Genomic DNA, 26,531 nt, shown 5'->3' with positions numbered 1-26,531 from the left:
CTCGCTTCTCGCTTCTCGCTTCTCGCTTCTCGCTTCTCGCTTCTCGCTTCTCGCTTCTCGCTTCTCGCTTCTCGCTTCTCGCTTCTCGCTTCTCGCTTCTCGCTTCTCGCTTCTCGCTTTTAAATAACTAAATCATCTAGTTAATAACCTTCTGGTATTTATCAATCACTCAGCAAAAGGGTAGTTTTGTCTCACTAATAATAAATTTCTCAAAAATTGCAGTAATAAAGGAAGTTCTATGTCGGTCGCAGTGGTGGCAAATCTCGCAGTATTTGCAGCGCTACTTTTCTTTTTGAGCGTTCAGCAAAGAAAAGGCGCAACCCTTTCTCGCCAAGTATTGATTGGTCTTATTTTCGGTAGTCTGTTTGGCCTCGCGCTGCAGCTAGTTTATGGTGAGGGGCATGCCTCGATTGGTGCCAGCCTAGATTGGGTCAATGTGGTCGGTCGTGGTTATGTGGGTCTTTTGCAGATGATCATCATGCCATTGGTACTGGTGTCGATGTTTGCCGCGGTTGTGAAGCTTGAAAACTCGGCGTCACTTGGCAAAATCAGCGGTCTAACCATTGGTGTCTTGCTGGTAACTACCATGATCTCTGCGCTGATCGGTATTGCAGTGACTCAAGGCTTTGGCCTAAGCGCCGAAGGGTTAACTGAAGGAGCACGTGAAACGGCGCGCTTGAGTGCACTGGAAGGACGCATGGATCACGTGAGCGACCTAACCATCCCGCAAATGCTGATCAGCTTTATCCCAACTAACCCGTTTGCCGATCTGACTGGCGCACGCTCAACCTCGATTATTGCCGTGGTGATCTTCGGCATCTTGTCGGGTATTGCTGCGCGCCATGTGATGAGTGAAAAACCAGAGCTAGAAGCGCCAATCCGTACCTTTGTAGAGGCGGTGCAGTCGATCGTGATGCGTCTAGTTAAGATGATCATGGCGCTAACGCCATACGGTATTGCGGCATTGATGGCACGCGTGGTGGCGACCTCTAGCGCAGCGGACATCTTGAACTTACTTGGCTTTATCGTGGCGTCTTACGTGGCTATCGCATTGATGTTTGTCGTGCATGGTTTACTAGTTTCACTTGTCGGCGTTAGCCCGAAAGAGTACTTCAAGAAAATCTGGCCAGTGCTGACCTTCGCCTTTACCTCACGTAGCTCGGCGGCAACGATTCCACTTAATGTGGAAGCACAGATCACTAAGCTGAAAGTGCCGCCAGCCATTGCCAACCTGTCAGCATCTTTTGGCGCGACCATTGGTCAAAACGGCTGTGCTGGTATCTATCCTGCCATGCTGGCAGTGATGGTCGCCCCAGCGGTAGGCATTAACCCGATGGACTTTAGCTTTATCTTGTCGCTGGTAGCCATCATTACCATCAGTTCCTTTGGTATCGCAGGTGTTGGCGGTGGTGCGACGTTCGCTGCACTGATTGTGCTTCCTGCAATGGGATTGCCAGTGACCATTGCTGCGCTGCTTATCTCGATTGAGCCTCTGATTGATATGGCACGTACCGCGCTAAATGTTTCAGGTGCGATGACAGCGGGCACGATTACTAGCCGCCTGATCAAAGATAAACAGGGTGAGGCTGAGCCAAGCTTGACCGAGCAAAACGCTTAATTAAAAGCTATCAAAGATTGCAGTAGCCGGAGTAAGAAATTACTCCGGCTTTTTATATTTAGGGGCGGGACTCGAGGTACACTGCGTTCCGAGGAGCGAATAAAACACAGTTTCTGACTGCTAGTTTTTCGATGATGCTTTTACTTGGGAAATAGCGAAAATGCGGCGGATTTCTAGTTCATCGCGTATCGCTGCACCTTGGAATCCATCGGCAATGATGGCTTGGGTACTGACCTGGGCAGCGGCTTGATAGGCCTGCTCAAATAGTGCTTTTTGTGGATAATCAATCTGCTCAAAGCCGGTGCGACCACGGCTATCTGCCATGCAGCAAAGCAAAATATCATTTAGGCGCTGTGGCTTGCGCCATACATCAAAGCTGCTTAGTACCTTGAGGATAGTGGCAGCTCGCAGCTCTGCGGCACGATGGATATTAGAATGCTGCTCACACACCATGAGTGCCAGATCGCGATACTCATTGGGGACCTTGACCCGTTGGCTGAGTTTTTTGATCAGTTTGAGCCCGGTAAAGCAGTGGCGCTTGTGGCTCGGCCACTCGTTTTCGGGTGTGATGCCTTTACCAAGGTCGTGCACTTGGGCCGCGAATCGCACCACGGTGGACTCACTGAGTAGCGCGGCTTGCTTGGCAACCATCAGGGTGTGGATGCCGGTATCGACCTCGGGATGCCACTGCTCTGGTTGCGGGACACCGAACAGGGCGTCGAGCTCAGGCAGTACCACCGAGAGAGCACCACACTCGCGCAATACCGAGAGAAATACCTGGGGATCTTGAGTCGATAGTGATTTGTGCCACTCTTGCCATACGCGCTCCGGCGTCAGGTGTTCAAGTTCACCGGATTGAGTAATGCGCTTCATCAAAAGCATGGTCTCTTCGGCAACAGTGAAGTCAAGGTGAGCGAGCTTAGCGGCAAAACGTGCGACACGTAATACTCGCAGTGGATCTTCAATGAAAGCATCAGACACGTGGCGCAGGACTTTATCTTGCAGGTCTTGCTGCCCATTGTAGGGGTCATGCAATTGACCAAACTCATCCTCTGCCATGGCATTGATGGTCAGATCGCGGCGCATCAGGTCGTCCTCAAGCGACACGCTCGGATCAAAGAAACACTCAAACCCGGTGTAGCCAGTGCCTGATTTGCGCTCGGTACGGGCCAGGGCATGCTCTTGCTTGGTCTCGGGGTGGAGAAACACCGGGAAGTCTTTACCAACGGCTGCGTAGCCTTGGGCAAGCATTTGCTCAGGCGTGCTACCCACCACCACCCAATCTTTGTCATAGACAGGCAGTCCGAGCAATTGATCACGTACTGCGCCCCCAACCAGATAAACTTTCACAATATCCCCTTATAATTACGGATTAACATTGGCGCTAACCAAAACTAATGTTACTTTCCTTGGTTAATGAATGATAGGGAGAAGAGGGATGTATCAACAATATTTTGGCTTTAGTGAATGGCCGTTTTCGATTGTCCCCAATTCGCGTTATCTCTATCTTAGCCAGCGTCACCAAGAGGCGATTCGCTATCTGAAAACCGGTTTGACCTCGGGCGGGGGCATGGCAATGCTCACTGGCGAGGTGGGCACGGGCAAAACCACCGTCGCCAAGTCGATGCTCAATAACCTTGAGAGCAGCACCAAGGCCGCTCTGATCCTCAATCCAACCTTCTCATCGGTGGAGCTGTTGCAAGCCATCTGTGATGAATACAGCATCGAGTACACCCCAAAGGCCAGCCTTAAGGACTTAACCCAGGCAATTCATCACTATCTGCTTAGTAATCATGCCAGTGGTGTTCAGACCCTTTTAGTGATTGATGAGGCGCAGCACCTTGCTCCCGATGTACTTGAGCAGCTGCGCTTGCTGACTAACCTCGAGACCGAGAGCCACAAACTGCTCAAGGTGTTGCTGGTTGGGCAGCCTGAATTGCAGCAGAAATTACAGTGGCCACAGCTGCGCCAGTTGGCTCAGCGTATCACAGGTCGCTATCACCTTTTGCCTCTCAATGATGAGGAGACGGGGGCCTATATTCAGTTTCGTCTGCGCACAGCGGGAGGCTCAGCCGAGCTATTTAGCAAGCGAGCGGTGGCTATTATTGCCCGCTACACACAAGGGATCCCGAGGCTGATCAATCTAGTTTGTGATGAAGCCCTCAAGCAGGCACACAATTTGGGCACCTCGAGCTTGACGCCAGCCCTAGTCACTCAGGCGTGTGAAGCGGTGATGGCGTATCAAATGCCTACTGCAACAGTAGAAGAGGCCGCACCGAAAAACCACGCCTTTGCTTATGTGTCAGCGCTGCTGATCGGCTGTGCGAGCGCTTACGCGCTCACTCCCTACATTGAACGGTTGAGTCAGCAAGTGATGGATCAATGGGTAACCGAGCCACAAGAGATCGTGCAAGTGGAGGTGACGACCCAAACGCGTCTTGCCGAGCCTGCGGTGGCCTTTTTGCATCAAGGGTTGACCCTAGAAGGGGCGGTGAGCGACCTTTATCAGCTGTGGGGCTTTTCTGCCTCTGTGCTGGATAGCTTGTGTTTAGACCGGGGTGAAAGTCTGTTTGATTGCAGCTTTGAGCAGGGCGATATCGCGCAGTTGCGTGCCCTGAACTTGCCGGTTGTCGCTACCTTAGAGTTCGAGGGGCAACGCCGTTATGCCGTCATCAGCGCGCTGTCAGACGGGTACTTTACCTTGTATGACGGTGACCAGCAGTTACAGCTTCCCCTTCCATGGCTTGACCAGCTGTGGAATGGGGAATATCGCTATCTATGGCAGAATCACTTCGATCAAACCTTGCGTCAAGGTATGCAGGGTGAGCAGGTAGGGATCCTTGCTAGCAAATTAGCCGAGGTACTTGGTCACAGCCGCGTGGAAACCACCACCTTTGACTCTGAGCTCAAACAGCGTGTTGAGGCATTCCAGCGTTGGCAAGGAATGACCGTGGATGGTATTGCCGGGCGCAAGACACTGACGCGTCTCGAGCACATGACTCAGACAGGTTCACCAACCCTAATCGCCCGTCAGGAGGTGCAATAATGTCAAAAGTGCTTAGTGCGTTGCAAAGCTCAGAGCAACAACATTATGCTCAAAGCCAACCGATGATGGGCGGGGCACCAATGGTTGTTCGACCTCAGCCAGCGCCCCTATCATGGGGTAAACTGATGTTATTGGCGTTACTGCCGAGCCTCACCGTCGGCAGTTACTTTATCGCCAAGGCTTATCGTGCGGAGTTGACTCAAGAGCCGGAATTGGTTGTTGAAACGCAGGTTGAGTATATCGATGTGGATTACCAGCTGACCAGTATCAGCCCAAGCAGTAACTTGCCGGCTGTGCCTCGTCGTGGTCTCGGCGATGCTAATGGTTTCGGTGATGCTAGTAATTTCGATGATGTAATTGCAACGACGCCCCAAGCCACCCCTCAGGTGAGCTCTAACATTACAAACAATGCGGATAATCCTTTCGGTGATCTAGACTTGAGTGAGCTGTCACCTGAGCTTGCCCAGCGGGTCCAGCAAGCGATAACTGCGCCTAGCACGCAGGCACCCTCAGCTCGCACATCCGAACGCTCCAATGCCATCGCATTGCAGCAAAATGCGGCCGACTACCTAGGAAGACTGCCAGCACTCAATTTCCAAACCCATGTCTACTCGAGCGCTGTAGATAAGCGCTGGGTGAAGATCAACGATGTCGAGTACAGCCAGGGCGAGGTCATCGGCGCCGAGTTGATTCTTGAGGAAATAGAGCCACAAGCGTGCGTGATCCGCTTCCAAGGCGAGCGCATCCGAGTGCCTGCCTTGTACGATTGGCGAGGGTAAACACAGTCGCGAGGTGCGGGGACGGGCAGAGCCCTAAGAGGTGTGAGGAGTTCAGCGCGCGTGGCAGATGACTCGCACCTCGGAACGAAGTGTAACTCGCTCCCCGCCCCTAAAGAAAAGGTCGCTCATTGAGCGACCTTTTTTCATTCTATCCGTTTAGTTCCAACCCGCTGGTGATTTTTTGCGGCGTGGGATGATATGTGGCAGCAATAGGCCAAATAGGAGACCAAGACCGGCAACACCACCGCCATACATAAAGTATTTTAGTAGTAGGTCTTCTTTTTGCGTATCCAGGCGAGCGCGCAGTTCACGTACCTCGCTTTGTGCGCTAGACACTTGGCGATTCAGCTCTGTATTGGTCTGCTCCAAATCAGAGAGCTGTTGGTTGCGCGTCTCTAGCGATTCAATCAGCCCTGCCATTTCACTGTCAGCTGAAGAGCGAGCGTTAGCAAGAGACTTTTTAGCTGCTGCCAGCTCTTTCTCAACCTGTGGTAGGCGGATTGCCATGCTCTGCTGAGTAGTCACAAACTTGCTCTCGACCCAACCTTTACGGCCACGACTGTCAACAACTTCGCTGTAACCAGCACCTTGGTCTGTGTTCAGGAGTTGGACTTTATCGCCAGCGTTCACGCTACCAATGATGCGAAACTGAGTGCCTGGGCCTGAGTGCATGTAGGTAAATAGTTTATCTGCGATATAGCGGTCTTGGGCAAAAGCTGTAGAAACAGACGTTACAGCGAGCAAAACCAAGTAGATCAGCTTTTTCACGGGTTATCCTTTCAATATAGGCTATCTGTCCACTAGTTATTGTGTAGTTAACTAATAGGGACTTTGAATAAGACAGAACAATAAAACTAAGCTGATAGTAAGAAGTTTCTGGCTTGTGTGCAACAAAGAAGGGAGGCAAAGCCTCCCTAAATTTGGATATAAGTAAATAATGACATTGTTCTAACTTAACGCTGACTTTTATCACCTGTCAGCACAGTTAAGTTGTTAGACGAACATAGCACTTAAACCGTAATAGAACACCACGGCAAGCAGCGCACCAGCTGGTAGCGTGACAACCCATGAGGCGACGATGTTACGTACCACGCCAAGGTTGAGTGCCGCGATACCGCGTGCAAAGCCAACGCCCAATACGGCGCCAACTAGGGTTTGTGTGGTCGAGATAGGCAGGCCTGTACCAGAGGCGAGCACTACGGTTGAGGCTGTCGCAAGCTGAGCCGCAAAACCGCGACTTGGGGTCAGCTCAGTGATGCCAGTACCTACCGTCGCCATTACCTTGTGGCCAAGGGTGGCTAGGCCGACAACAATACCGATACCACCGAGTGGCAAGATCCACCAAGCAATACGGCTTTTGGCGGTGATCTCACCCATGTGTTCAACGGTTGACACAACCGCAGACAGTGGACCGATAGCATTGGCAACATCGTTTGAGCCATGGGCAAAGGCCATCGCACACGCAGTCACAACCATCAGCACGCTAAAGATACCCTCAACGCCAGAGAAGCTGTGGTCGTCTTCGCGGTTAGCAAAGCGCTTATTGATGTACATGAAGCCACAGAACATAACAAAAGCAGAGACAGTCGCAGAGGCAACCCAGGCCTCACCCGTCGTCAGATGCAGACCGATGTGCTTAAGACCTTTTTGGATGGTAACCAGCGCGATAACGATGGTGGTAATAAACATGTAGACAGGTACAAAGCGCTTAGCATTGAGCAAAGGGCGGTCAGTGTCGAAGATCAGGCGTTGAGCACTAACGAAGATAACGTAAGCGAACAGACCAGAGATCACCGGCGTGACGATCCAGCTACCTACGATGCCTTTAACACTGCCCCAATCGACTGCTTCAGTACCGACAGAGACACAAGCAAAGCCAATGATGGCGCCGATAATTGAGTGAGTTGTTGAGACTGGCCAGCCCATAAATGAGGCAAGCAGTAGCCATGTGCCCGCAGCCAGCAGGGCTGACAGCATACCAAATACCAGTACATCCGGTTGGTCAGCAAACAGCGCGGTATCAATAACACCGCGACGAATGGTGTCAGTTACTTCGCCACCCGCTAGATAAGCACCAGCAAATTCAAAAATCATCGCAATGATGATGGCTTGTTTGACCGTCAGTGCCTTTGAGCCGACCGAGGTGCCCATCGCGTTCGCGACATCATTGGCACCGATACCTACAGCCATCATAAAACCGAATACGGCTGCACAAATAATTAGGATAGTACCGTAGTTAGCAAGGATATCCATTGTATTACCTAGTTGTTACGTAATGAGCGGGACAGGTTTCGTCGCAGCGTGCGACGCTCAGCACCGTCGTAGTGCTAAGTTTAAGCAAAGTGCCCTTCATTACTCATTATTATAAGAGTGGATTATGAGCGTGAAAGCATCAGTTCAAGGCGCGCACCAACGCGCTGAGCTTGATCTGCGATCTCTCCAACCCACTCCAGAATTTTGTACAAGAACATGACATCAATCGGGTTTAGATCGCCCTCGACAGCCATGAGTTGCTGGCGAAGACCAACCTGCATTGAGTCGGTGTCATCTTCAATCACATCAAGCTGATGGATCATCTCAGCCACTAACGTCGCCTCGCGACCTTTAAAGCCGGTTTCGAGCAGTTCATCAAATTCATTGATCACGTCTTGAGACTGTTTGGCTGCATCAAGACAACGTTTTACATAAGCTAAAAAGCTGTCTTGCATAGAGGCTGGGATAACAAGTTGGCGACCATAGACTCGACCAGCGATATCTTTGGCGAGGTTGGCAAGCTTATCTTGCTGAGTCAGCAGCTCAAGCATGTCGCTACGATCGACAGGCAAGAACAGCCCACGCGGGAGCTTGAGACGGATCTCACGCTTAAGGACGTCAGCCTCTTTCTCGAGATGAGAAATCTGGCCACGAATCTCTGCTGCTTTTTCCCAATCTTCTTGCGAGCTAACCTCGAAGAAGTTGATCAAGTGCGAGCAGCACTCGTTTACACACACGGCATGACGCTGCAAAGGTTTAATCGGGGACTTTGCGAACAACCCCATAATGGTATTTACTGGCATGGTCTTTAAACCTAATAACTATAACCTTAAAAAAACATACACCATAATCAGGTCAAATGTTGAACGATGGCTATAAAGGCGCGGATGTTAACTTATAAAAAGAAACATTAAAACTGTTTTAATGCATCATTCTGTCACTATTTGCTTCTTGCCGATCTCTCGCTTTGGCAATATGCTTGGCCTATCTGGATTAAAAGGTGGATATATGGAAACCGAGATAGAGCTGAAGCTTTTTGTTTCTCCTGGTTTTTCTGACACATTGCGTGAGAAGTTAGGTGGGGCTAAGGTCCTTCAGCACAGCTGTCGAGAGCTAGGCAATACGTATTTCGATACGGCGGATAACTGGTTGCGCAGACATGACATTGGCATGCGTATTCGTCAGATTGATGGGGTGTTTGTACAGACCGTCAAAACCGCTGGACGTGTTGTGGCAGGATTGCACCAGCGTCCGGAATATAATGCTGAGCACAACTCAAACAAACCTGACCTATCGCTTCACCCGGCTGAAGTTTGGCCAGAGGGGCGTACCACCGATGAGGTGCAGGCGCAGTTGGTACCGCTGTTTTCGACCAACTTTACCCGTGAGCAATGGCTGGTGGGGATGAGTGACGGCAGCCAAATTGAGGTCGCCTTTGACCAAGGCCTGGTTGAGGCTCGTGGCGAACAAGAGCCGATTTGTGAGGTCGAGCTAGAGCTGAAATCGGGTCAAACCGAGGCGCTGTTTACCCTGGCCCGCTCACTGTCTGAAGATGGTGGAATGCGCCTAGGTAATATGAGCAAAGCGGCACGTGGCTATCGTCTTGCTCATGGGCATGAGGGTGACCAAGTCGCGCCACTGGCACTGGTTAACACCAAATCCGATGACAGCGTTGAAGCCTGCATGATCAATGCGCTTGAGCACGCACTATCTCATTGGCACTACCACGAGCAGATCTTTACTGAGCGCCCTTGCATCGAGGCATTGCATGAGATCCGTCATGCGATCAGTTTTATCCGTCAAATCTTTACCGTCTTTGGTGGTATTGTCCCGCGCAGGGCTAGCGCCTTGTTGCGTCAAGAGCTTAAATGGCTAGAGCAAGAGCTGGAATGGCTGGATGTCTACGATAACCTTGAGGACTTACTTGAGGATAAGGGACACGTGCTACGCAAGCTTGATGCGCGTAAGTTTATTGTCGAGGGGCTAAAACAGGTTGAGGCGCAGCTGCCTTCCCGAGAGGAAAACCTGGTATTACTGTCCTCGGCCCGTTACACCGGTCTATTGTTGGATTTAAGCCGCTGGATCTTAACACGGGGTTGGCAGCCGTTCCTTGATGACAAGGCGCGCGAGAAGATTGCGAAAGACGTGCGCGGCTTTTCAGCCAAGCAGCTGGATCGCACTTGGGCGGAGCTGGTTGAGGCATTCCCTAGTGAGAAGGTATTATCGCGCCAGGAGTACATCGATCAGCAGTATCGCTTGATGCGTAATCTCTATACTGGCGTGAGCTTTGCGAACCTCTATGATACCCAAGAGCGTAACCGCTTCCGTTTGCCATGGGCCGACCTAATGCAGGGCATTGATGACCTGCAAAAGCTCAAACAGCTTGAGGTATTTCGTACTCAACTGGAGGGCGAGGAGCTCAGCCAGCTGGAGCGTTGGCTACAGCGCCAAGAAACCTCCATCTTGCACGCCATGGAGCAAACGCGCCGCATCAGTGTCGACACCAAACCGTATTGGCAAGACTAAATCGAATCAGGCTCCTTTCCAGGAGCCTTTTTATTAGTTTCGAGGGGCGGGTTTCACTGCGTTCCGAGGAGCGAGTAATTTCCTGCGCGCGTATAGTGACTCAGTCCCTCTAGAATCGCCTTACTTTCCGCAACTATCTCTTGTTGCCTCTCTACTCATGTATATTTAGCAGCATCGAACTTAGTTCCCTAGTAGCGAGTAAGGATACGGTCCGATCTACGGCTGACCCTCCACGCGCGTAGATCTCCTCGCTACTCGGTCCTCGAATCTCGCCCCTGTTTTTGCCCTGCCTCACAGAACCACAAACCGAGTCAAAAAATGGCGCTTTCTTGGATCAAAATCCCACTGTGAATTTGATATGCTGGTTTATTCAACAGCGCAAAATAAGTCTGCTTGGTATCTATAAAACCTATTTCGAGTCGCATGACAAAGATTCAAGCTGGTGATTATTTACGCTGATTTTTTTGCTGTTATCGCTGTATCACTGGTCGTTGGGCCAGTAAACAGGTTGTGGAGTCGTGTTAATGGAAAAACTGAGATTTAAGCCCTGGGAAAAAATCGTCACGGATGTGCGTCTGGTGCCGAAGATGATCATGCTAATGGTGTTCAGTACTTTGTTATTGGTCGCTAAGCAGCTATTCGATGCGAGCACATTTTATCAGTCGCTGCTGCAAGCGACCCAGAATGTCCAACTGGCTGAGCAGCACTATCAGCAATACCTAGTGCAAATGGCATGGCAAACGGGGGCTATGATCATCATCTTTGTCGCGTTACTGCTGTTTGTCGCGCGCCTGATGCTGCGCCAAACTGAGTACCTTAGCCAATCAATCCAGATGATGGCAGCCAAAGACCTGTCGCAAACCATTTCAATGGACTGTAAGGATGAGTATGGCGATGTCGCACGTGAGCTAGAAAAGACCCGTTTTCAACTCCAAGATGTGATCAGCGCGCAGATCAATGCCTCACAAGAGCTGACTAGCCTCAGTGAGGTGATGACCATGAGCATGTCGGAAACCAAGGCCTCAGCACAAGAAGAATTTCAAGAGATCGATCAGCTTGCGACCGCAATGAGTGAGATGAGTTCAACAGTTCAGACTGTGGCTGAGCATGCACAAACGGCCTCTAGCTTAACCGAGAGCGCCTCAGGTCAGGCCAAGCGCGGGCAAGAGTTTGTCGGTGGCACTATCTCTAAAATCAGTGAGCTATCGAGCGATATCACCCAATCGGCAGGCGCGGTGAATAAGGTTGAAGAGCGCGTCGCGGCGATCAGCAGTGTGGTGGGCACGATCCAAGGTATCTCTGAGCAGACCAACTTACTGGCACTCAATGCCGCTATCGAAGCCGCGCGAGCAGGCGAGGCCGGTCGAGGCTTTGCCGTGGTTGCAGACGAGGTGCGTAATCTGGCGCAAAGCACTCAAAAAGCCACGATTGAGATCCAAGACATGATCACTCAACTGCAAGACAGTGCCAACAGCGCCGTTGAGCTGATGGAGAAGAGTGTGGTTGAAGCGGCAGAGAGCGTTGATTTGGTGACCAACGCAGGGGGTGAGCTGGATGGCATCGTCACTCAGGTCAGTGAAATCAATGATATGAACTTCCAAATCGCCAGCGCAGCCAGCCAGCAGAGCACGGTCGCCGAAGAGATGAACCAGAACCTGACCAATGTGCGAGAGTTAGTCGAGGCATCGGTCAATGTGATGGGCGAGCTACTCGAAAGCTCCGAAACCATGCAACGCAACGCGATAGAGCTCGATACGAAGATCAGCTCGTTCAAAGTCTAAAAAAACAGGAGCGGGGCGCGGGTTTCACTGCGTTCCGAGGAGCGAGGACTCCTCACGCGTGGAAAGCTCCTTGCTTCTCAATAGCTATGCTTACTCGCAGGCCTGATTCATTATATTTGTGAGGCGAACCATCGCGGGTTGCAGGGCGTTATGTGGTGCGAGTACTTCTCACGTGCGTAAAACTCCTCGCACCTCGAAGGGCTTTGCCCGTACCCGAACCCCGTTCCTTTTGTTAAGCTATGGGGAGTTCTCATTCACTGGTTACAAGGATCCCCAATGTCGTTGCCAGCGCAATATCAACTTCCTTCTTCACTTGAGCCGCAAGCTCTCGCCTCAATGCAATCTCTTGATGATAATTCATGGTTAGAGACCTGGTCAGAGGAACGCAGGCAGCAACTGCATTACGTCTCTGGCTTGAGCCAGTTTATTGTCGAAGCTCTCGCGCGTGACCCGGAACTGGGTACCAGCTTGCCAAGCATGCTTGAGGAGTCTTGCCGCGCTTGTCACTATCGCGAGCGTTTGGCAGCTCTTTTGGCAGACGCTCATGATGAAGCCTCTGGCCATCGAGTGCTGCGCCGATTTCGCAATCGCGAGATGGTGTACATCGCGTGGCGTGATTTTTTAAATGACTGGACGTTAGAAGAGAGTCTCGAGCACCTTTCGACACTGGCTGAGGCGATGATCTTTGAGACCTACCGCTGGCAGTATGCGATATGTTGCCGCGAGTGGGGTACTCCGACCAATGCCAATGGTGAGGCCCAACCTATGCTGATCATCGGCATGGGTAAACTCGGTGGTGGCGAGCTGAACTTTTCCTCGGATATCGATCTGATCTTTACCTATCCAGAGAATGGCGAGACTCAGGGTGGACGCCGCTCTATCGCCAATGCTCAGTTCTTTACCCGACTGGGTCAGCGCATCATTAAAGCGCTCGATCAACAAACCTTTGATGGCTTCTGTTACCGTGTTGATATGCGCCTGCGTCCATTTGGTGAGAGTGGCCCTCTGGTGATGAGCTACGCTGCCTTGGAGGACTACTACCAAGAGCAGGGGCGTGACTGGGAGCGCTACGCGATGGTGAAAGCGCGCGTGATGGGGCGTGAGATGTATCCTCAGTACCAAGAGCTGCGCCAAATGCTGCGTCCATTCGTTTTCCGCCGCTACATCGATTTTAGCGCGATCCAGGCGCTGCGCCGCATGAAATCGATGATCACCAGTGAGGTGCGCCGACGTGGACTGGCGAACAATATTAAGCTCGGCCCCGGCGGTATTCGAGAGGTTGAGTTTATCGCGCAGGTCTTCCAGTTGATCCGCGGCGGGCGAGAGCCCAGCTTGCGCGGCCGCGGATTGCTCGAGACGCTCACGGCGATTGATGAGCTAGGACTGTTGCCCGATGGCGAGGTCGGTCAGTTGCGCTCGGCGTACCGCTATCTACGCCGCCTAGAAAACCTACTTCAAGCCATGGCGGATAAGCAGACTCAGACCTTACCAGACAACGAAGTCGACCAACTCAAGCTATCAATTGCGATGGGCCACCAAGACTGGGAGGAGCTGCGTCAATGCACTGCCAAACACATGGACAATGTTCATCAGGTGTTTGAGTCCTTGATTGGTGAGGATGAAGAAGAACACGGTGAGGCGATCGCTAAGCACTTTCACGAGCTGTGGGATATGGTCGATGAAGCGGATGTGGTTGAGAATATCTTGAGTCATGACCTTGACGTGGCAGAGCCAAGCACTCAAGGTGAGGTGATCTGCCGCTTTAAGCGCGATTTAGCCAAGAAAACCTTAGGCCCTCGTGGCCGAGAGGTGCTCAATCGTCTGATGCCGAAAGTCTTTGAGGCTATCTACAATCATCCGGAGGCGGAGTTCGGTTTGGCGCGCGTGCTGCATCTGTTACACAGTATTGTCACTCGGACCACCTATCTTGAGTTGCTCGACGAGCATCCAGCGGCACTGACCCAACTGGTGCGCCTGTGCACCGCAAGTCCGATGATCTCCCAGCAGCTGAGTCGCTACCCGATCCTACTCGATGAGCTTATCGACCCTGCGCACTTATACAATCCGATTGAACTTGATGCCTATCGCAGCGAATTGCGTGATTACCTGGCGCGCATTCCTGAAGACGATATGGAGCAGCAGATGGAAGCGCTGCGCCAGTTTAAACAGATCTGTATCCTCAAGATTGCCGCTGCGGATATCACCGGTGTTTTGCCAGTGATGAAAGTCAGCGATCACCTAACCTACTTGGCCGAGGCCATTGTTGAGGCGGTTGTCCATCAGGCTTGGCAGCAGATCGCAGAAAAATACGGCGAGCCTAGTCACCTCAAAGATCGAGAGGGTAAAGGTTTTGCGGTGATTGGCTACGGTAAAGTCGGTGGCTGGGAGCTGGGGTATAACTCAGACCTTGATATCGTATTTATGCATGACTGCCCGGTGAACGTGTATACCGATGGCAAAAAAGAGATCGATGGTCGTCAGTTCTATCTTCGTTTGGCTCAGCGTATCATTCATATCTTCTCAACTCGCACCGCCTCCGGCATCCTGTACGAGGTGGATACCAGACTAAGGCCTTCGGGTGTCTCTGGTCTTTTAGTCAGTCCTGCCGACGCCTTTGATGAGTATCAACACCAAGAAGCGTGGACCTGGGAGCATCAGGCGCTGGTACGCGCTCGGATGATTTATGGCGACGCACTGCTTGAGCAAGCTTTTGGCCAAACCCGACATAACATCCTGTGTTTGACGCGTGATAGCGATAAACTCAAGCAAGATGTGGTGCAGATGCGCCACAAGATGCGTGATCACCTTGGTGGCAAGAAAGCCAATCGATTTATGCTTAAGCAAGATCAGGGCGGGATCACCGACATCGAGTTCTTGGCTCAATACTTGATCCTCAAAGAGAGCCACGATAAGCCTAAGTTGACTCGTTGGTCGGATAACGTGCGTATCTTTGAGTCGCTCATGGCGCAAGGCGTGATGGAAGAAGCGCAGGCGCTAGCGATCACCCGAGCGTACACTACGATGCGTAACCAAATTCATCACCGCAATTTACTCAATCTTGATGCCGATGTGGCGGAGGATCGCTTTGTCCAAGAGCGAGAGCAGGTGACTGGGCTTTGGAATCAATGGCTAGGCGAGTAGTCAGTGCACAACAATTAACTCAGCGCACAATAGCAACGAACAGCTGTGGTACAATCCGCAGGTTAAATGATTTGGAGAAAAACGATGAAACCCATCCTACCGAACTATGGTGATGCCGGTGTATTGATTATTGGCGACGTGATGTTGGATCGCTACTGGTATGGCCCAACCGGGCGCATTTCACCAGAGGCGCCGGTTCCTGTAGTGAAAGTAGAGAACAACGAGGAGCGCCCAGGTGGTGCTGCCAACGTCGCAATGAATATTGCCTCACTTGGCGGCCATGCGCACATCGTTGGTCTGACGGGCATTGATGAGCCTGCCAAGGTCTTGAATGAAACCCTGTCATCATTAAATGTCACCTGTGATTTTGTTGCCTTGCCAAACTATCCGACCATCACCAAGCTACGTGTGCTCAGTCGTGGTCAACAACTGATCCGTTTGGACTTTGAGGATAAGTTTGAAAATACCGATGCAAACCTGATTGCCAGTCGCGTTGAGCAGAATTTGGCTAAGGTCTCTGCCGTGGTGCTCTCTGATTACGCCAAGGGTGCGCTGGAGCATGCTCAGCAGTTGATCCAACTGGCGCGCAAGGCGGGCAAGCCAGTGTTTATCGATCCGAAAGGCGCGGACTTTGAGCGCTACCGTGGTGCGACACTTTTGACGCCGAACATGGCTGAGTTTGAGCTGGTGGTTGGCAAGGTAAAAGACGATCAAGACCTGGTTGAAAAAGGCCATGCCCTGATTGAAGAGTTTGATTTTGAGGCGCTACTGGTCACTCGCAGCGAGCATGGTATGACACTACTGCGCCGCGGTCAGGCCCCATTCCATCTGCCAACTCAGGCGAAAGAGGTTTACGATGTCACCGGTGCTGGCGATACGGTGATCTCGGTACTGGCGGCTTCTTATGCCGCAGGCAAGTCGTTTGAAGACTCGTGCGCGCTTGCTAACGCAGCCGCTGGCGTTGTGGTTGGCAAACTCGGCACCTCAACTCTGTCGGAGATTGAACTCGCTGAGGCTGTACATGGCAGCCAAGACACTGACTTTGGTGTAACGAGTGAGAGCGCACTTATCGCTGCTGTGAAAAAGGCGCAAGCCAAGGGTGAGAGCGTAGTCATGACCAATGGTTGCTTCGACATTCTTCATGCCGGCCATGTCTCTTACCTAAACCATGCAGCGACGTTGGGCGATCGCTTGATTGTTGCGGTCAACACCGATGAATCGGTTAAGCGCCTAAAAGGCCCAGGCCGACCAGTCAACCCAACCGATCGCCGCATGGCGGTACTGGCTGGCCTTGGCGCAGTAGATTGGGTTGTCCCGTTCGCAGAAGACACGCCACAACGCCTAATCTCTGAGGTATTGCCTGATCTTCTAGTTAAGGGCGGCGATTACAAACCAGAAGAGATTGCCGGCGGCAAAGAGGTCATCGCCAACGGCGGCCAGGTAAAAGTACTCAACTTCGAGGACGGCTGCTCAACCACTGAGATTATTGATGCGATTAAGGGTGGGAAAGGCTAAAACCCAAGGAGTCGAGGTTCGAGTAACGAGGCGCGAGGAGTTTTTCTCGCGTGGCAGATTACTCGCACCTCGGAACGAAGTGTAACCCGAACCTCGCCCCTGAAAAGCCGCATCTAGCGGCTTTTTTCATTCATGGCGCAAGGCCTCAATAGGATCAAGCCTAGACGCCTTAAAAGCGGGGTAGAAACCAAACCCGACCCCAATCGCTGCAGTGGCAGAGATGCTCAGAATGATGATCAGCGGTGACACCACCATCTGCCAGCCCAAAGTAGTTTGCAGAATAAATACTGCTGCCAATGAAAGCCCGATACCGATTAGAGCACCGAGTAGGCACAGCACCACACTCTCAATTAGAAACTGGTTGAGTATATGCTGGGGCTTCGCCCCTACGGCCATACGAAGACCGATTTCCCGGGTACGCTCTGTCACACTGACCAACATAATGTTCATCACACCAATACCGCCCACCAATAGTGAGACCGCAGCCACTCCAGAGAGTAGCATGGAGAACACTCGATTTGCCTCTGCTCGAGTGTTGAGCATTGCCGTCATATTCATAATACTGAACGGGCTTGGAGCATGCGCAGCAATACGATGTTTTTGTTTAAGTAGCTGCTCAATTTCTTCGGCGACGTAGTCCATGTCCTCAGCTCGTTCAACAGAAACGGAAATACGGTTGACTCGATCAATGTTCCCATCATTTCGACCGATAACCCTGCGGTTGGCCGTGGTGAGCGGAACCATGACTAGGTCATCTTGGTCTTGACCTCGAGTATCTTGACCTTTTTCGCCCAGGACGCCAATGATGGTTAGTGGCACTTTATTAATGCGAATGACTTCATCAATCGCATACTCTGCGCGACCAAATAGCTCCTTGGCCACGGTATTACCAATCAAGGCAACTTTGGCACTGCTTCTAACTTCTGTATCACTAAAAGCACGCCCAAGGGCAGTGTTCCAATTGCCGGCTTGCAGGTAGTCAGTGTTGATCCCCTGCACAGTCGTATTCCAGTTTTGGTTGCTCCACACCACTTGTGCTTGACCATTGACATAAGCGCCGACGGCTGCAATTTCGGGTATTTCATCGCGGATTTGATTGACATCAGACATGGTAAGGCGACGTGCTTCGCCCGCTGCCATATTCGCTCCAGAGGAGCGAATTGCCCCCGCTCGTACCATCAGTAGGTTGGTACCATGGCTCTCAATCTGTTGTTCAACCTCGCGCTGAGCACCCTCGCCCAAAGCAAACATAATAACCACGGCACTAATACCGATAATGATCCCTAGGGTGGTCAAAATCGAGCGCAGAAGATGGGTGCGCAACGAGGTCAGGGCAGTTATAAGGGTGATCATGCGACCTCCTTATTGGCACGATTATCTTGATCAAGATGCAGTTTTCCATCTCGAATGTGCAAAATACGATCGGCCTGCGCAGCGACTTCATTGTCATGAGTAATAATCACAACCGTTTGTCCACGTTTATTGAGATCGCGAAAAAGGTGAACAATATCCTCACTGGTTTTGCTATCGAGTGCTCCTGTCGGCTCATCGGCGAGCAATATATCCGGCTGATTGATCAGCGCGCGTGCAATTGCTACACGCTGCTGTTGTCCGCCAGAGAGTTGGTTGGGGTGTGATTTTAGCTTGTCTCCAAGCCCTACTAACTCTAGGCAGTGTTGAGCACGGCTGTCTGCATCGTTAACCTTGTTACTGCGATACATCAATGGCATTTTGACATTGTCTAGTGCAGTGGTGCGCGCTAGCAGATTAAATTGCTGAAATATAAAGCCAATATGCTTTTGTCTTACCTCAGAAAGTTGATTTTTTGACATTGCTTGGGTTGTTTTGCCTAGAATTTCTATCGTGCCGCTTTCTGGTGTCATCAGGCATCCAATCACGTTCATCAGCGTTGATTTTCCCGACCCTGACGGCCCGATAATCGCTACCATCTCGCCTTGGTTGATGGTAAAGGAAACATCACTGAGTACTTGGAAGCTCTCATCACCTAATGGGAAGCTATGGTTGAGTTGGCGACAGTCAATTGCGATGCTCATTAGTTATCCCTTACCTGAGTGACTACCTTCATACCTGTCAGATCAGGGCTGATAACAGCAGAAAATTTGTCATCAGAAGCACCAAACTGAGCGTATATGGTCTCCAGTTTGCCATTATTTAGAATCAGTAGTGGACCGACGCTGATCTCACCCTGGCGGACTTTCCGGTTAAGCTGCTGCTGCTCAGGTGTCAAAATAGATGCTAGCTTGCTTTGCATTTGTTGAGATCTCTGTCGCTGAGCGGACGAAGAGCTTCCTGGGGAAGGGGCCATCGATGAACCGCTTGATTGTCGCTGTGGCATGATTTCACGAAGTTGCTTTTTCTGTTCAGCACTCAGATTCAGGTGTTGAAAACGGCTCAATGGGTCGTTAGCTACGGAGTTGGTGCTAACGTAACGAGAGGCGACGCGCACAGCGGCGTTGGTGACTCGTTGGGTGTTACGTACACTCTCGATAGAAATATCCAAGTTGGCCGTCATTCCTGGAAGAAGGCTGTTATCATCATTTTGTGTTTCGATGATCACCACATAGCTGATTACCCCACTATTGACTTGAGGAGCTTTGCGGATCTGACTCACTTTGCCGTTAAAATTACGGTTTGGATAAGCGTCAACCGAATAGCGCACTTGCTGACCAACATCAACCAAGCCAATATCCGACTCGTCGATATACGCCTCAATTTCCATCTCAGACAGGTCACGCGCTAGAGTAAATAGCTCTGGGGTGTTGTAACTTGAGGCGACCGTTTGTCCCGCCTCAATAGTACGGTTGATGACAAAGCCAGAAATAGGGGCGGTAATACGGGTTCGATCAAGATCAATTTGGGCCTGTTCAAGGCTGGCCATATTCGCTTGGTGGGTTGCCTTTAGGATCTCAAGCTGTGATTGGCTCTGGTGCCAGTCAAGCTTACCAATTTGGGCTGCGGTTTCGATGGTATCAAGTGTATCCTCAGAGATACTCTTGTTAGTGTAGAGTTTTTTCGAGCGAGCAAGCTCTCGCTCTGCGCGTTCAAAATTGAGCTGGGCTCGCTTGATGACGATCTTCTGGGCGTCAATATCGGCAGCGCTTTTTGCGGCAAGTGCTTTATTCTGACTCACGCGGGCAGCAAAGTAATCAGGATCAATCTCAGCAAGTAGCTGACCTTCCTCTACAGTGTCATTGAAATCCGCATGTACTGTGATGATCTGGCCTGAGAGTTGAGCACCTACCACCACATCGTTGACGGCCGTTAACGTGCCTGTCGCACTGACACGATTATCGATATTGCCAATTGAGACTGGCTCGGTGCGAAATGCATGTGCCGAGGTTTCCGTGCTTTGAGTTGATTGTTGGAAGACAAACCATCCGCCAGATAGTGCGGCAATCAATATCGCTGAGGCAGCAACCTTTCCCTTGCTCATATGTGTGTTCACCATGCTTGAATTATTTATTAATGTCTCGGTGAGGATACCAAGCGGGGGAGCACAAGAGGTATTGGATTTACAGAGTTTTACTCAAGTTACAGGGGCGAGGCTCGGGGACGGGCGTTGCCCTACGGGGAGCGGGACTTCAATGCATGTGAAAGACGCCTCGTACCTCGGAGCGAAGTGTAACTCGAACCTCGCGCCTAAAAAAAAACCGCCGAAGCGGTTTTTTTTATTATTTAGCTGGCATAAGCCCGGCGTTGACATCCAGGATGTCTTGCTCGCTCAAGTTACCAACCGCTTGGCGTAGCTGCAGTTGGCTGAGGATGTAGTCGTAACGCGCATTAGAAAGGTTACGGTTCGCGTCGTACAAGCGACGAGTTGAATCGAGCACATCAACGATGGTACGTGTACCTACATCGAAGCCCGCTTCGGTTGCTTCAAGCGCTGAGCGCGCAGAAACCACAGACTGCTCAAATGCACGCAGTGCGCCGATAGAGGCGGTGATGTTGTTGTTGAACGCACGCACGTCTCTCACTACGCTACGGTAGGTCGCCTCAAGGTCTTGGCTTGCTGCCACGTAGTTGAACTCTGCCTGCTTGGTTTGCGAGGTGATACGACCACCCGTATACAGAGGCACGTCTAGACGTACGCCAATGTTGAAGTCGTTGTAAGCGTCAACCGATGAATTGTTAAAATCATCGCCATAGTTGTAGCCGCCATTTAGGGAGATAGATGGCAAATGACCAGAATCAGCCAGTGAAATGTTGTCACGCGCGACATCTTGCGAGATGCGTGCAGCCAGCAAGCTTAAGTTCTTCTCTTCAGCTTCAGTGACTAGGCTAGCAACGGGTTGTGAGCTTTTGCTTGCAGAGAAGCGGTTAGTGTCAAGAACGCTCAGGTTTGAATGCTCTTGGCCAGTGATTTCGCGAAGCGCTTCGTAGCTGTTGACCAGGTTGTTTTCCGCCAGCACTTCGTCCGCCAATACCGCATCGAACTGAGCTTGGGCATCGTGAACGTCAGTAATTGCAGACAGGCCTACCTCAAAACGCTGTTTGGTCTGTTCTAGTTGACGACCTACGGCTGCTTTTTCTGCGCGAACAAACACAAGGTTGTCCTGTGCACGTAGAACCTCAAAGTAGGCTTGTGAGACACGTAGGATCAAGGCCTGCTGGTTTGCTGCATAGATAGAGTCCTGTGCGCGGGCATTTTTCTCGGCGATATCGAGCGAGATCCAGCTTGAGCGATTGTATAGCTCTTGTGACAGACCGACACCAGCGGTTAGTGTGTCAGATTCACGTTGATCGAGGTTACTACGGTTTGCGTTGAAGCCTGCATTCAGGTTTATCTGTGGCAGTAGCGTTGAGCGGCTAGAAGTGATGGCTTCAAATGCAGCATCACGCGTTGCGGCTGAGCTGAGTAGCGTTGGATCATTGTCCTTTGCTAGGTTATAAATCTGGACCAAGTCATCGGCAAATGCAGATGTGCTTAGAGAGCCAAGTGCTGCACTAAGTACCAGTGGAAGCAGCTTCTTCATTATTTAAATTCCTGCCATAGATAGTTTAGGGTGTGCAAAGATTCTAACTCAAAAAGTGTGCAATTCCTTTAAAACTTTGCACTTTTTTACATAGATATTGATGAATTTTGCTTGGAAAAGCAGCAGTATTATGGCGTTATAAAACAAAAGTAATAATTTTTACGCAAAAAGTTGAATGTAAAATTGGTCAAACCTGCGTATCAAGAATACAATAAGGGCTTGGCACATAAGGTTATTCGCCGTTTTGGGTTAGAGAGCATCAGAAAAGAGAAGGGATTTAGATTGGACTCATTTACCAGCCAAGACATTGAGATTATCGATAAACACCTCTTGCACAAAGGGTTCTTCTCGATGTTCAAATATCAGTTCAAGCATCGCCTGTTTGAAGGGGGGTGGAGCGAAGTGGTTGAGCGCGAGATGCTCGAGCGTGGCCACGCAGCCGCTTTACTGCCTTATGATCCGGTGCGCGATCAGGTGGTATTGGTCGAGCAAATCCGAGTGGGTGCCCTAGAGCATCAGTCGCCTTGGCAGATTGAGATCGTCGCTGGCATCATTGAGTCTGGCGAAATCGCCGATGACGTGGTGATTCGAGAGGCACAAGAGGAGGCGGGTATTGAGGTGACCGAGGTGCGCAAGTTACTCGCTTACTACCCCTCTGCAGGCGGTAGCTCGGAAAAAATTGATGTGTTTGTTGGCCAAGTCGATGCCTCACAGGCAAGCGGTGTGCACGGCCTTGCCTCAGAGCATGAAGATATTCGTGTTCGTGTTGTTTCGCGCCAGCAGGCCTACCAAATGGTCATGGACGGCGAAATAGAAAATGGAGCCAGTATCATTGCGTTGCAGTGGCTTGAGCTCAACCGTCAGCAACTCCAAGCACAATGGCTGTCGTAGCGATGAATAGGCCGTATCATGTTGATTTAGCGGACTTGATGCGCACCTATGAGATGAATTACGCTAAATTAAATGCCTTGATACCGCATCAGCCAAATGTTGGGGATGTTCGCTGCTATCAAGTGCAGAAAATGTCATACCAACTTCGTGTGGTCGAAGTCACAAAGTACACAACTTTAGTTGAGATATGTCAGAGTGATGAAGCTGGGGTGTTTCCATTACCTTCAATGTCTGTCAGGCTATATCACGACGCACGCGTCGCGGAAGTGACGTCATGTGAACACCTATCGCGTTTTCAGGCTCGTTACGACTACCCGAACACCAAAATGGTGCAAAAAGATGAGAAAGTGCAGATTAATCGCTTTCTCGGCGATTGGCTGACGTTTTGTTTGAAGCACGGTATAAGCCGTCGTCCATTATTTTAGTTAAGTTTTAGGTTTTTGATTTTGAAAGTGTCTCCCGTTTTTAGTGAAGGCTTAGATGCAGTAAAGCTCTTACAAATTACCGATACACACCTTTTCTCGGATGAGGAAGGGGCGCTACTCAATGTCAATACACGCGATAGCTTCCACGCCGTCATTGATCTGATCCACTCCCAGGGTATCGATTTTAACGCGATCATTGCCACTGGTGATATCTCGCAAGATCACAGTGCGGACTCTTATCAGCGCTTTATTGACGGTATTACCCCGCTAGACAAGCCCTGCATTTGGCTACCAGGCAACCATGACTATCAGCCCAACATGGGGCAGGTCCTGCCATCGAGTCAGGTTCACGCGCTAGAGCATGCCTTGTTAGGTGAGCATTGGCAGGTCGTTGTACTTGATTCTCAGGTGGTCGGTAAGCCGCATGGCCGTTTGAGTGATCAACAGCTTGAGCTGCTCGACGGCAAGCTTATTGAGCATGCCGATCGCCACACATTGATCTTATTACATCACCACCCACTGTTGGTGGGTAGCCAGTGGCTTGATCAGCACAATTTGAAAGACAGTGAAGATTTTTGGCAGATTGTGGACAAGCACAATAATGTCAAGCTAGTGGTGTGTGGTCATGTGCATCAAGATTTTGATCAGATGCGTGGGGATGTTCGAGTAATGGCGACCCCATCAACTTGCGTTCAGTTTAAGCCCTCCTCGAGTGATTTTGCCCTAGATAACCAGGCCCCGGGTTGGCGTGAGATCACCTTGCTAGCGAGTGGTCAGGTTGAGACTTGTGTTAAGCGCCTTGATAGTACTCGCTTTATGCCAGATTTTGCTTCTGGTGGTTACTGATGAGCGCAAAGCCAAGTTTACTGCTCTATATCCATGGTTTTAACAGCAGCCCTCAGTCGCTCAAGGCGGAGCTGATGCGCCAGTATTGTGAGCGACACCGTCCAGATATTCGCCTGATCACGCCGCAGATGGCGTGCTACCCACAGCAAGCTGCGCAGCAGTTGATTGAGCTGGTGGAGCAGTATCGCCACGACTATCGTATTGGCCTGGTAGGGAGCTCCCTCGGTGGGTACTTATCTGTTTGGCTTAACGCACGTTATGGTTTTAAGGCGGTGCTGGTTAACCCGGCCGTAAAACCTTATGAGCTGCTAATGGATTTTCTTGGTGAGCAGGAGAACCCTTACACCAAGCAGCGCTATACGCTCAAGGAGCAGCACATCGATGAGCTTAAAGCGCTCGATGTCCCGACGCTAAAAACGCCCGATGATTTCTGGTTGCTGCAGCAAACCGGCGATGAAGTGCTCGACTATCGTCAAGCCGTCAGCCGTTTTACTGAGTCGAAACAAACCGTTGAACAAGGCGGCGATCACAGCTTTGTCGACTTTGAACGCTATCCGCAGGGCATCCTCGAATTTCTTGGCCTGTAGCAGCCAACTTCCCCTTAAATGAACACTATCCGCGCACTCATTGCGGAAAGCGTCATGTTTTTTGTCGATCCTCTGTCAACTCACTTGACATAACGGGGTTGGGGTCAGACTATGATGGCCCTATACTTTGCAATGCTTGGTGAACAAACCTCGCCCACTTTCCATGCTTTTGACGGAGGTCAGTAAAACCGTCCGATAATGCCTGCAAAGTAACCTTATTATTTACCTACATTATTATTCCGTACTATGACAGAACAATATAATGCTGGAGCCATTGAGGTTCTTAATGGTTTAGAGCCCGTACGTCGCCGACCAGGGATGTATACGGATACAGCGCGACCTAACCACTTGGGTCAAGAAGTGATCGACAACAGTGTCGATGAAGCGCTTGCGGGACATGCCTCGAAGGTGCAGGTGATCCTGCACGCCGACCAATCACTCGAGGTGATTGATGACGGCCGAGGTATGCCGGTTGATATTCACCCAGAAGAGAAAGTCTCGGGTGTTGAACTTATCCTATGTAAGCTGCACGCAGGTGGTAAGTTCTCAAACAAGAACTACCAGTTCTCTGGTGGTCTTCACGGCGTTGGTATCTCGGTAGTGAATGCCCTGTCCAAGCGTGTTGAGATCACGGTGCGTCGTGATGGTCAGGTGTATGAAATCGCCTTTGAACACGGTGATAAGGTGTCTGATTTGACGGTTACGGGGACCTGTGGTCGCCGTAACAAGGGTACCAGTGTTCACTTTTGGCCTGAGGCTAAGTACTTCGACTCGGCTAACTTCTCTGTCACGCGCCTAGTCAATAACTTGCGTGCCAAAGCGGTGCTGTGTCCTGGGCTTGAGATCACCTTCAGTGATAAGGTCAATAACAAAGAGTACAAGTGGCACTATGAAGATGGCCTAAAAGACTATCTTGCTGAGGGTGTGAAGGGCTATCCAGTGCTTCCAGAGCAGCCATTTACTGGCGAGTTTTCTGCAGAAACTGAAGCTGCGACTTGGGCGGTGATCTGGCAGCCGGAAGGCGGTGAGATGATCACTGAGAGCTACGTTAACCTGATCCCAACCGCACAAGGTGGCACGCATGTTAATGGCTTGCGCCAAGGCCTTTTGGATGCGATGCGTGAATTCTGTGAGTTTCGTAACCTGCTGCCGCGTGGTGTCAAACTCACCGGTGATGACGTCTTCGACCGCTGCTCTTATGTCCTTTCGGTTAAGATGCAAGACCCGCAGTTTGCTGGCCAAACCAAAGAGCGCTTGTCTTCACGCCAAACCGCTGCGTTTGTCTCTGGGGTGGTTAAAGATGTGTTCAGCCTGTGGTTGAACGAAAAACCGCAGCTCGCAGAACAGCTGGCTGAGGTCTGTATTGCCAATGCTCACCGCCGGATGCGCGCGAGTAAAAAAGTGGTGCGTAAGAAAGTGGCCTCGGGCCCTGCGCTACCTGGTAAGCTGACCGATTGCTCGGTACAAGACTTAAATCGCACTGAGATCTTCTTTGTCGAGGGTGACTCGGCGGGGGGCTCGGCCAAGCAGGCGCGCGATCGAGAGTTTCAGGCGGTGATGCCACTGCGCGGTAAGATCCTCAACACTTGGGAAGTGTCAGCCGATCAGGTTCTCGCTTCACAAGAAGTGCACGACATCTCTGTGGCGCTGGGAATTGATCCCGACAACGATAACTTATCCGGTCTGCGCTACGGTAAAATCTGTATCCTAGCCGATGCGGACTCGGATGGTCTGCATATTGCGACGTTGTTGTGCGCGCTGTTCACGCGCCACTTCCGTGCGTTGGTTGAAGCGGGACACATTTATGTGGCCATGCCGCCTCTGTATCGAATCGACTGTGGTAAAGAGGTTTACTACGCCCTGGATGACGATGAGAAAGAGGGCGTGCTTGAGCGTCTGTCGAAGAAGAAAGCCAAGATCAACGTGCAGCGATTCAAAGGTCTGGGTGAGATGAACCCACTGCAGCTGCGTGAGACCACTATGGATCCGAATACTCGTCGTCTTGTCCAGCTGACCATCGATGATGCTGATGCGACGATGGAGATGATGGATATGCTGCTGGGTAAAAAGCGTGCCGATGATCGCCGCTCGTGGTTGCAAAACAACGGTGACTTGGCTGAGGTATAGAG

Annotated in this window: 20 protein-coding genes; 12 read left to right on the top strand and 8 right to left on the bottom strand. The window is 51.0% G+C overall.

The genetic code is table 11. The features are described from left to right. The first annotated feature begins 238 nt into the window (after positions 1-238). Positions 239-1,618 carry an L-cystine transporter gene (locus ACSTTG_RS20425; protein WP_438460909.1) on the top strand — a complete coding sequence of 460 codons (1,380 nt, stop codon included), beginning with the start codon at positions 239-241 and terminating at the stop codon, positions 1,616-1,618. A 120-nt stretch (positions 1,619-1,738) separates the two neighbouring features. On the opposite strand, the gene ACSTTG_RS20420 is transcribed toward ACSTTG_RS20425, so the two are convergent. Beyond that, entirely contained in the window at positions 1,739-2,968 is a 1,230-nt protein-coding gene (locus tag ACSTTG_RS20420) for a multifunctional CCA addition/repair protein (RefSeq protein ID WP_438476032.1), read from the bottom strand. A gap of 88 nt (positions 2,969-3,056) precedes the next feature. Between ACSTTG_RS20420 and ACSTTG_RS20415 the strand changes: the two genes are divergently transcribed. Both ACSTTG_RS20415 and ACSTTG_RS20410 read left to right on the top strand, forming a co-directional pair. Further along, a complete protein-coding gene (locus tag ACSTTG_RS20415) occupies positions 3,057-4,664 on the top strand; it encodes an AAA family ATPase (protein ID WP_438476030.1) in 1,608 nt (535 codons plus the stop codon). Then, positions 4,664-5,443 carry a general secretion pathway protein GspB gene (locus ACSTTG_RS20410; RefSeq protein ID WP_438476029.1) on the top strand — a complete coding sequence of 260 codons (780 nt, stop codon included), beginning with the start codon at positions 4,664-4,666 and terminating at the stop codon, positions 5,441-5,443. Before ACSTTG_RS20415 ends, ACSTTG_RS20410 begins: the two co-directional genes overlap by 1 nt. Before the next feature lie 156 nt (positions 5,444-5,599). Here ACSTTG_RS20410 and ACSTTG_RS20405 read toward each other — a convergent pair whose 3' ends face one another. From ACSTTG_RS20405 to ACSTTG_RS20395, 3 genes are all read right to left on the bottom strand, one after another. Continuing rightward, positions 5,600-6,211, bottom strand: coding sequence for a TIGR04211 family SH3 domain-containing protein (locus tag ACSTTG_RS20405; RefSeq protein WP_438460913.1), 612 nt, complete (start codon positions 6,209-6,211; stop codon positions 5,600-5,602). A gap of 225 nt (positions 6,212-6,436) precedes the next feature. Further along, positions 6,437-7,696, bottom strand: coding sequence for an inorganic phosphate transporter (locus tag ACSTTG_RS20400; RefSeq protein ID WP_438460914.1), 1,260 nt, complete (start codon positions 7,694-7,696; stop codon positions 6,437-6,439). A gap of 122 nt (positions 7,697-7,818) precedes the next feature. Further along, positions 7,819-8,499, bottom strand: coding sequence for a TIGR00153 family protein (locus tag ACSTTG_RS20395; RefSeq protein ID WP_438460915.1), 681 nt, complete (start codon positions 8,497-8,499; stop codon positions 7,819-7,821). A gap of 205 nt (positions 8,500-8,704) precedes the next feature. Between ACSTTG_RS20395 and ACSTTG_RS20390 the strand changes: the two genes are divergently transcribed. The 4 genes from ACSTTG_RS20390 to hldE all read left to right on the top strand — a co-directional run bounded on the left by ACSTTG_RS20390 (position 8,705) and on the right by hldE (position 16,659). Beyond that, the gene (locus ACSTTG_RS20390; protein ID WP_438476027.1) at positions 8,705-10,222 is read left to right on the top strand and encodes a CYTH and CHAD domain-containing protein; all 1,518 of its coding nucleotides are present in this window, start codon (positions 8,705-8,707) and stop codon (positions 10,220-10,222) included. Positions 10,223-10,746: 524 nt separating this feature from the next. Then, a complete protein-coding gene (locus ACSTTG_RS20385) occupies positions 10,747-12,003 on the top strand; it encodes a methyl-accepting chemotaxis protein (RefSeq protein ID WP_438460917.1) in 1,257 nt (418 codons plus the stop codon). Positions 12,004-12,339: 336 nt separating this feature from the next. Continuing rightward, entirely contained in the window at positions 12,340-15,144 is a 2,805-nt protein-coding gene (gene glnE / locus ACSTTG_RS20380; RefSeq protein ID WP_438476037.1) for a bifunctional [glutamate--ammonia ligase]-adenylyl-L-tyrosine phosphorylase/[glutamate--ammonia-ligase] adenylyltransferase, read from the top strand. Positions 15,145-15,228: 84 nt separating this feature from the next. Further along, positions 15,229-16,659 (top strand): bifunctional D-glycero-beta-D-manno-heptose-7-phosphate kinase/D-glycero-beta-D-manno-heptose 1-phosphate adenylyltransferase HldE, encoded by a 1,431-nt coding sequence (hldE, locus tag ACSTTG_RS20375; RefSeq protein WP_438476025.1) that lies wholly within the window; start codon positions 15,229-15,231, stop codon positions 16,657-16,659. A gap of 126 nt (positions 16,660-16,785) precedes the next feature. Here the strand turns inward: hldE and ACSTTG_RS20370 are convergent, their stop codons facing one another. The 4 genes from ACSTTG_RS20370 to tolC all read right to left on the bottom strand — a co-directional run bounded on the left by ACSTTG_RS20370 (position 16,786) and on the right by tolC (position 21,653). Then, positions 16,786-18,012, bottom strand: coding sequence for an ABC transporter permease (locus ACSTTG_RS20370; RefSeq protein ID WP_438460919.1), 1,227 nt, complete (start codon positions 18,010-18,012; stop codon positions 16,786-16,788). Beyond that, positions 18,009-18,713, bottom strand: a complete 705-nt coding sequence (locus ACSTTG_RS20365) for an ABC transporter ATP-binding protein (RefSeq protein WP_438476024.1) — start codon at positions 18,711-18,713, stop codon at positions 18,009-18,011. The genes ACSTTG_RS20370 and ACSTTG_RS20365 overlap by 4 nt, the downstream gene beginning before the upstream one ends. Next, positions 18,713-20,113, bottom strand: coding sequence for an efflux RND transporter periplasmic adaptor subunit (locus tag ACSTTG_RS20360; protein ID WP_438460921.1), 1,401 nt, complete (start codon positions 20,111-20,113; stop codon positions 18,713-18,715). Before ACSTTG_RS20360 ends, ACSTTG_RS20365 begins: the two co-directional genes overlap by 1 nt. A gap of 238 nt (positions 20,114-20,351) precedes the next feature. Beyond that, positions 20,352-21,653, bottom strand: coding sequence for an outer membrane channel protein TolC (gene tolC / locus ACSTTG_RS20355; RefSeq protein ID WP_438460922.1), 1,302 nt, complete (start codon positions 21,651-21,653; stop codon positions 20,352-20,354). A 282-nt stretch (positions 21,654-21,935) separates the two neighbouring features. Between tolC and nudF the strand changes: the two genes are divergently transcribed. The 5 genes from nudF (at position 21,936) to parE (ending at position 26,529) form a co-directional block, all read left to right on the top strand. Next, the gene (gene nudF / locus ACSTTG_RS20350) at positions 21,936-22,544 is read left to right on the top strand and encodes an ADP-ribose diphosphatase (protein WP_438460923.1); all 609 of its coding nucleotides are present in this window, start codon (positions 21,936-21,938) and stop codon (positions 22,542-22,544) included. Then, positions 22,532-22,969 (top strand): DUF1249 family protein, encoded by a 438-nt coding sequence (locus ACSTTG_RS20345; protein WP_438460924.1) that lies wholly within the window; start codon positions 22,532-22,534, stop codon positions 22,967-22,969. Before nudF ends, ACSTTG_RS20345 begins: the two co-directional genes overlap by 13 nt. A 21-nt stretch (positions 22,970-22,990) precedes the next feature. Continuing rightward, entirely contained in the window at positions 22,991-23,815 is an 825-nt protein-coding gene (gene cpdA, locus ACSTTG_RS20340; protein ID WP_438460926.1) for a 3',5'-cyclic-AMP phosphodiesterase, read from the top strand. Further along, the gene (yqiA, locus tag ACSTTG_RS20335) at positions 23,815-24,402 is read left to right on the top strand and encodes an esterase YqiA (RefSeq protein WP_438476023.1); all 588 of its coding nucleotides are present in this window, start codon (positions 23,815-23,817) and stop codon (positions 24,400-24,402) included. Before cpdA ends, yqiA begins: the two co-directional genes overlap by 1 nt. 246 nt (positions 24,403-24,648) lie before the next feature. After that, on the top strand, positions 24,649-26,529 hold the full coding sequence (parE, locus tag ACSTTG_RS20330) for a DNA topoisomerase IV subunit B (protein ID WP_438460928.1): 1,881 nt from the start codon (positions 24,649-24,651) through the stop codon (positions 26,527-26,529). Positions 26,530-26,531: the final 2 nt, after the last annotated feature.

The sequence above is a fragment of the Vibrio glycogenivorans genome, assembly GCF_051660965.1.
Lineage (GTDB): Bacteria > Pseudomonadota > Gammaproteobacteria > Enterobacterales > Vibrionaceae > Vibrio.
Note: the sequence above shows the minus strand (reverse complement) of the source record. Positions and strands in the feature narration are given on the sequence as shown.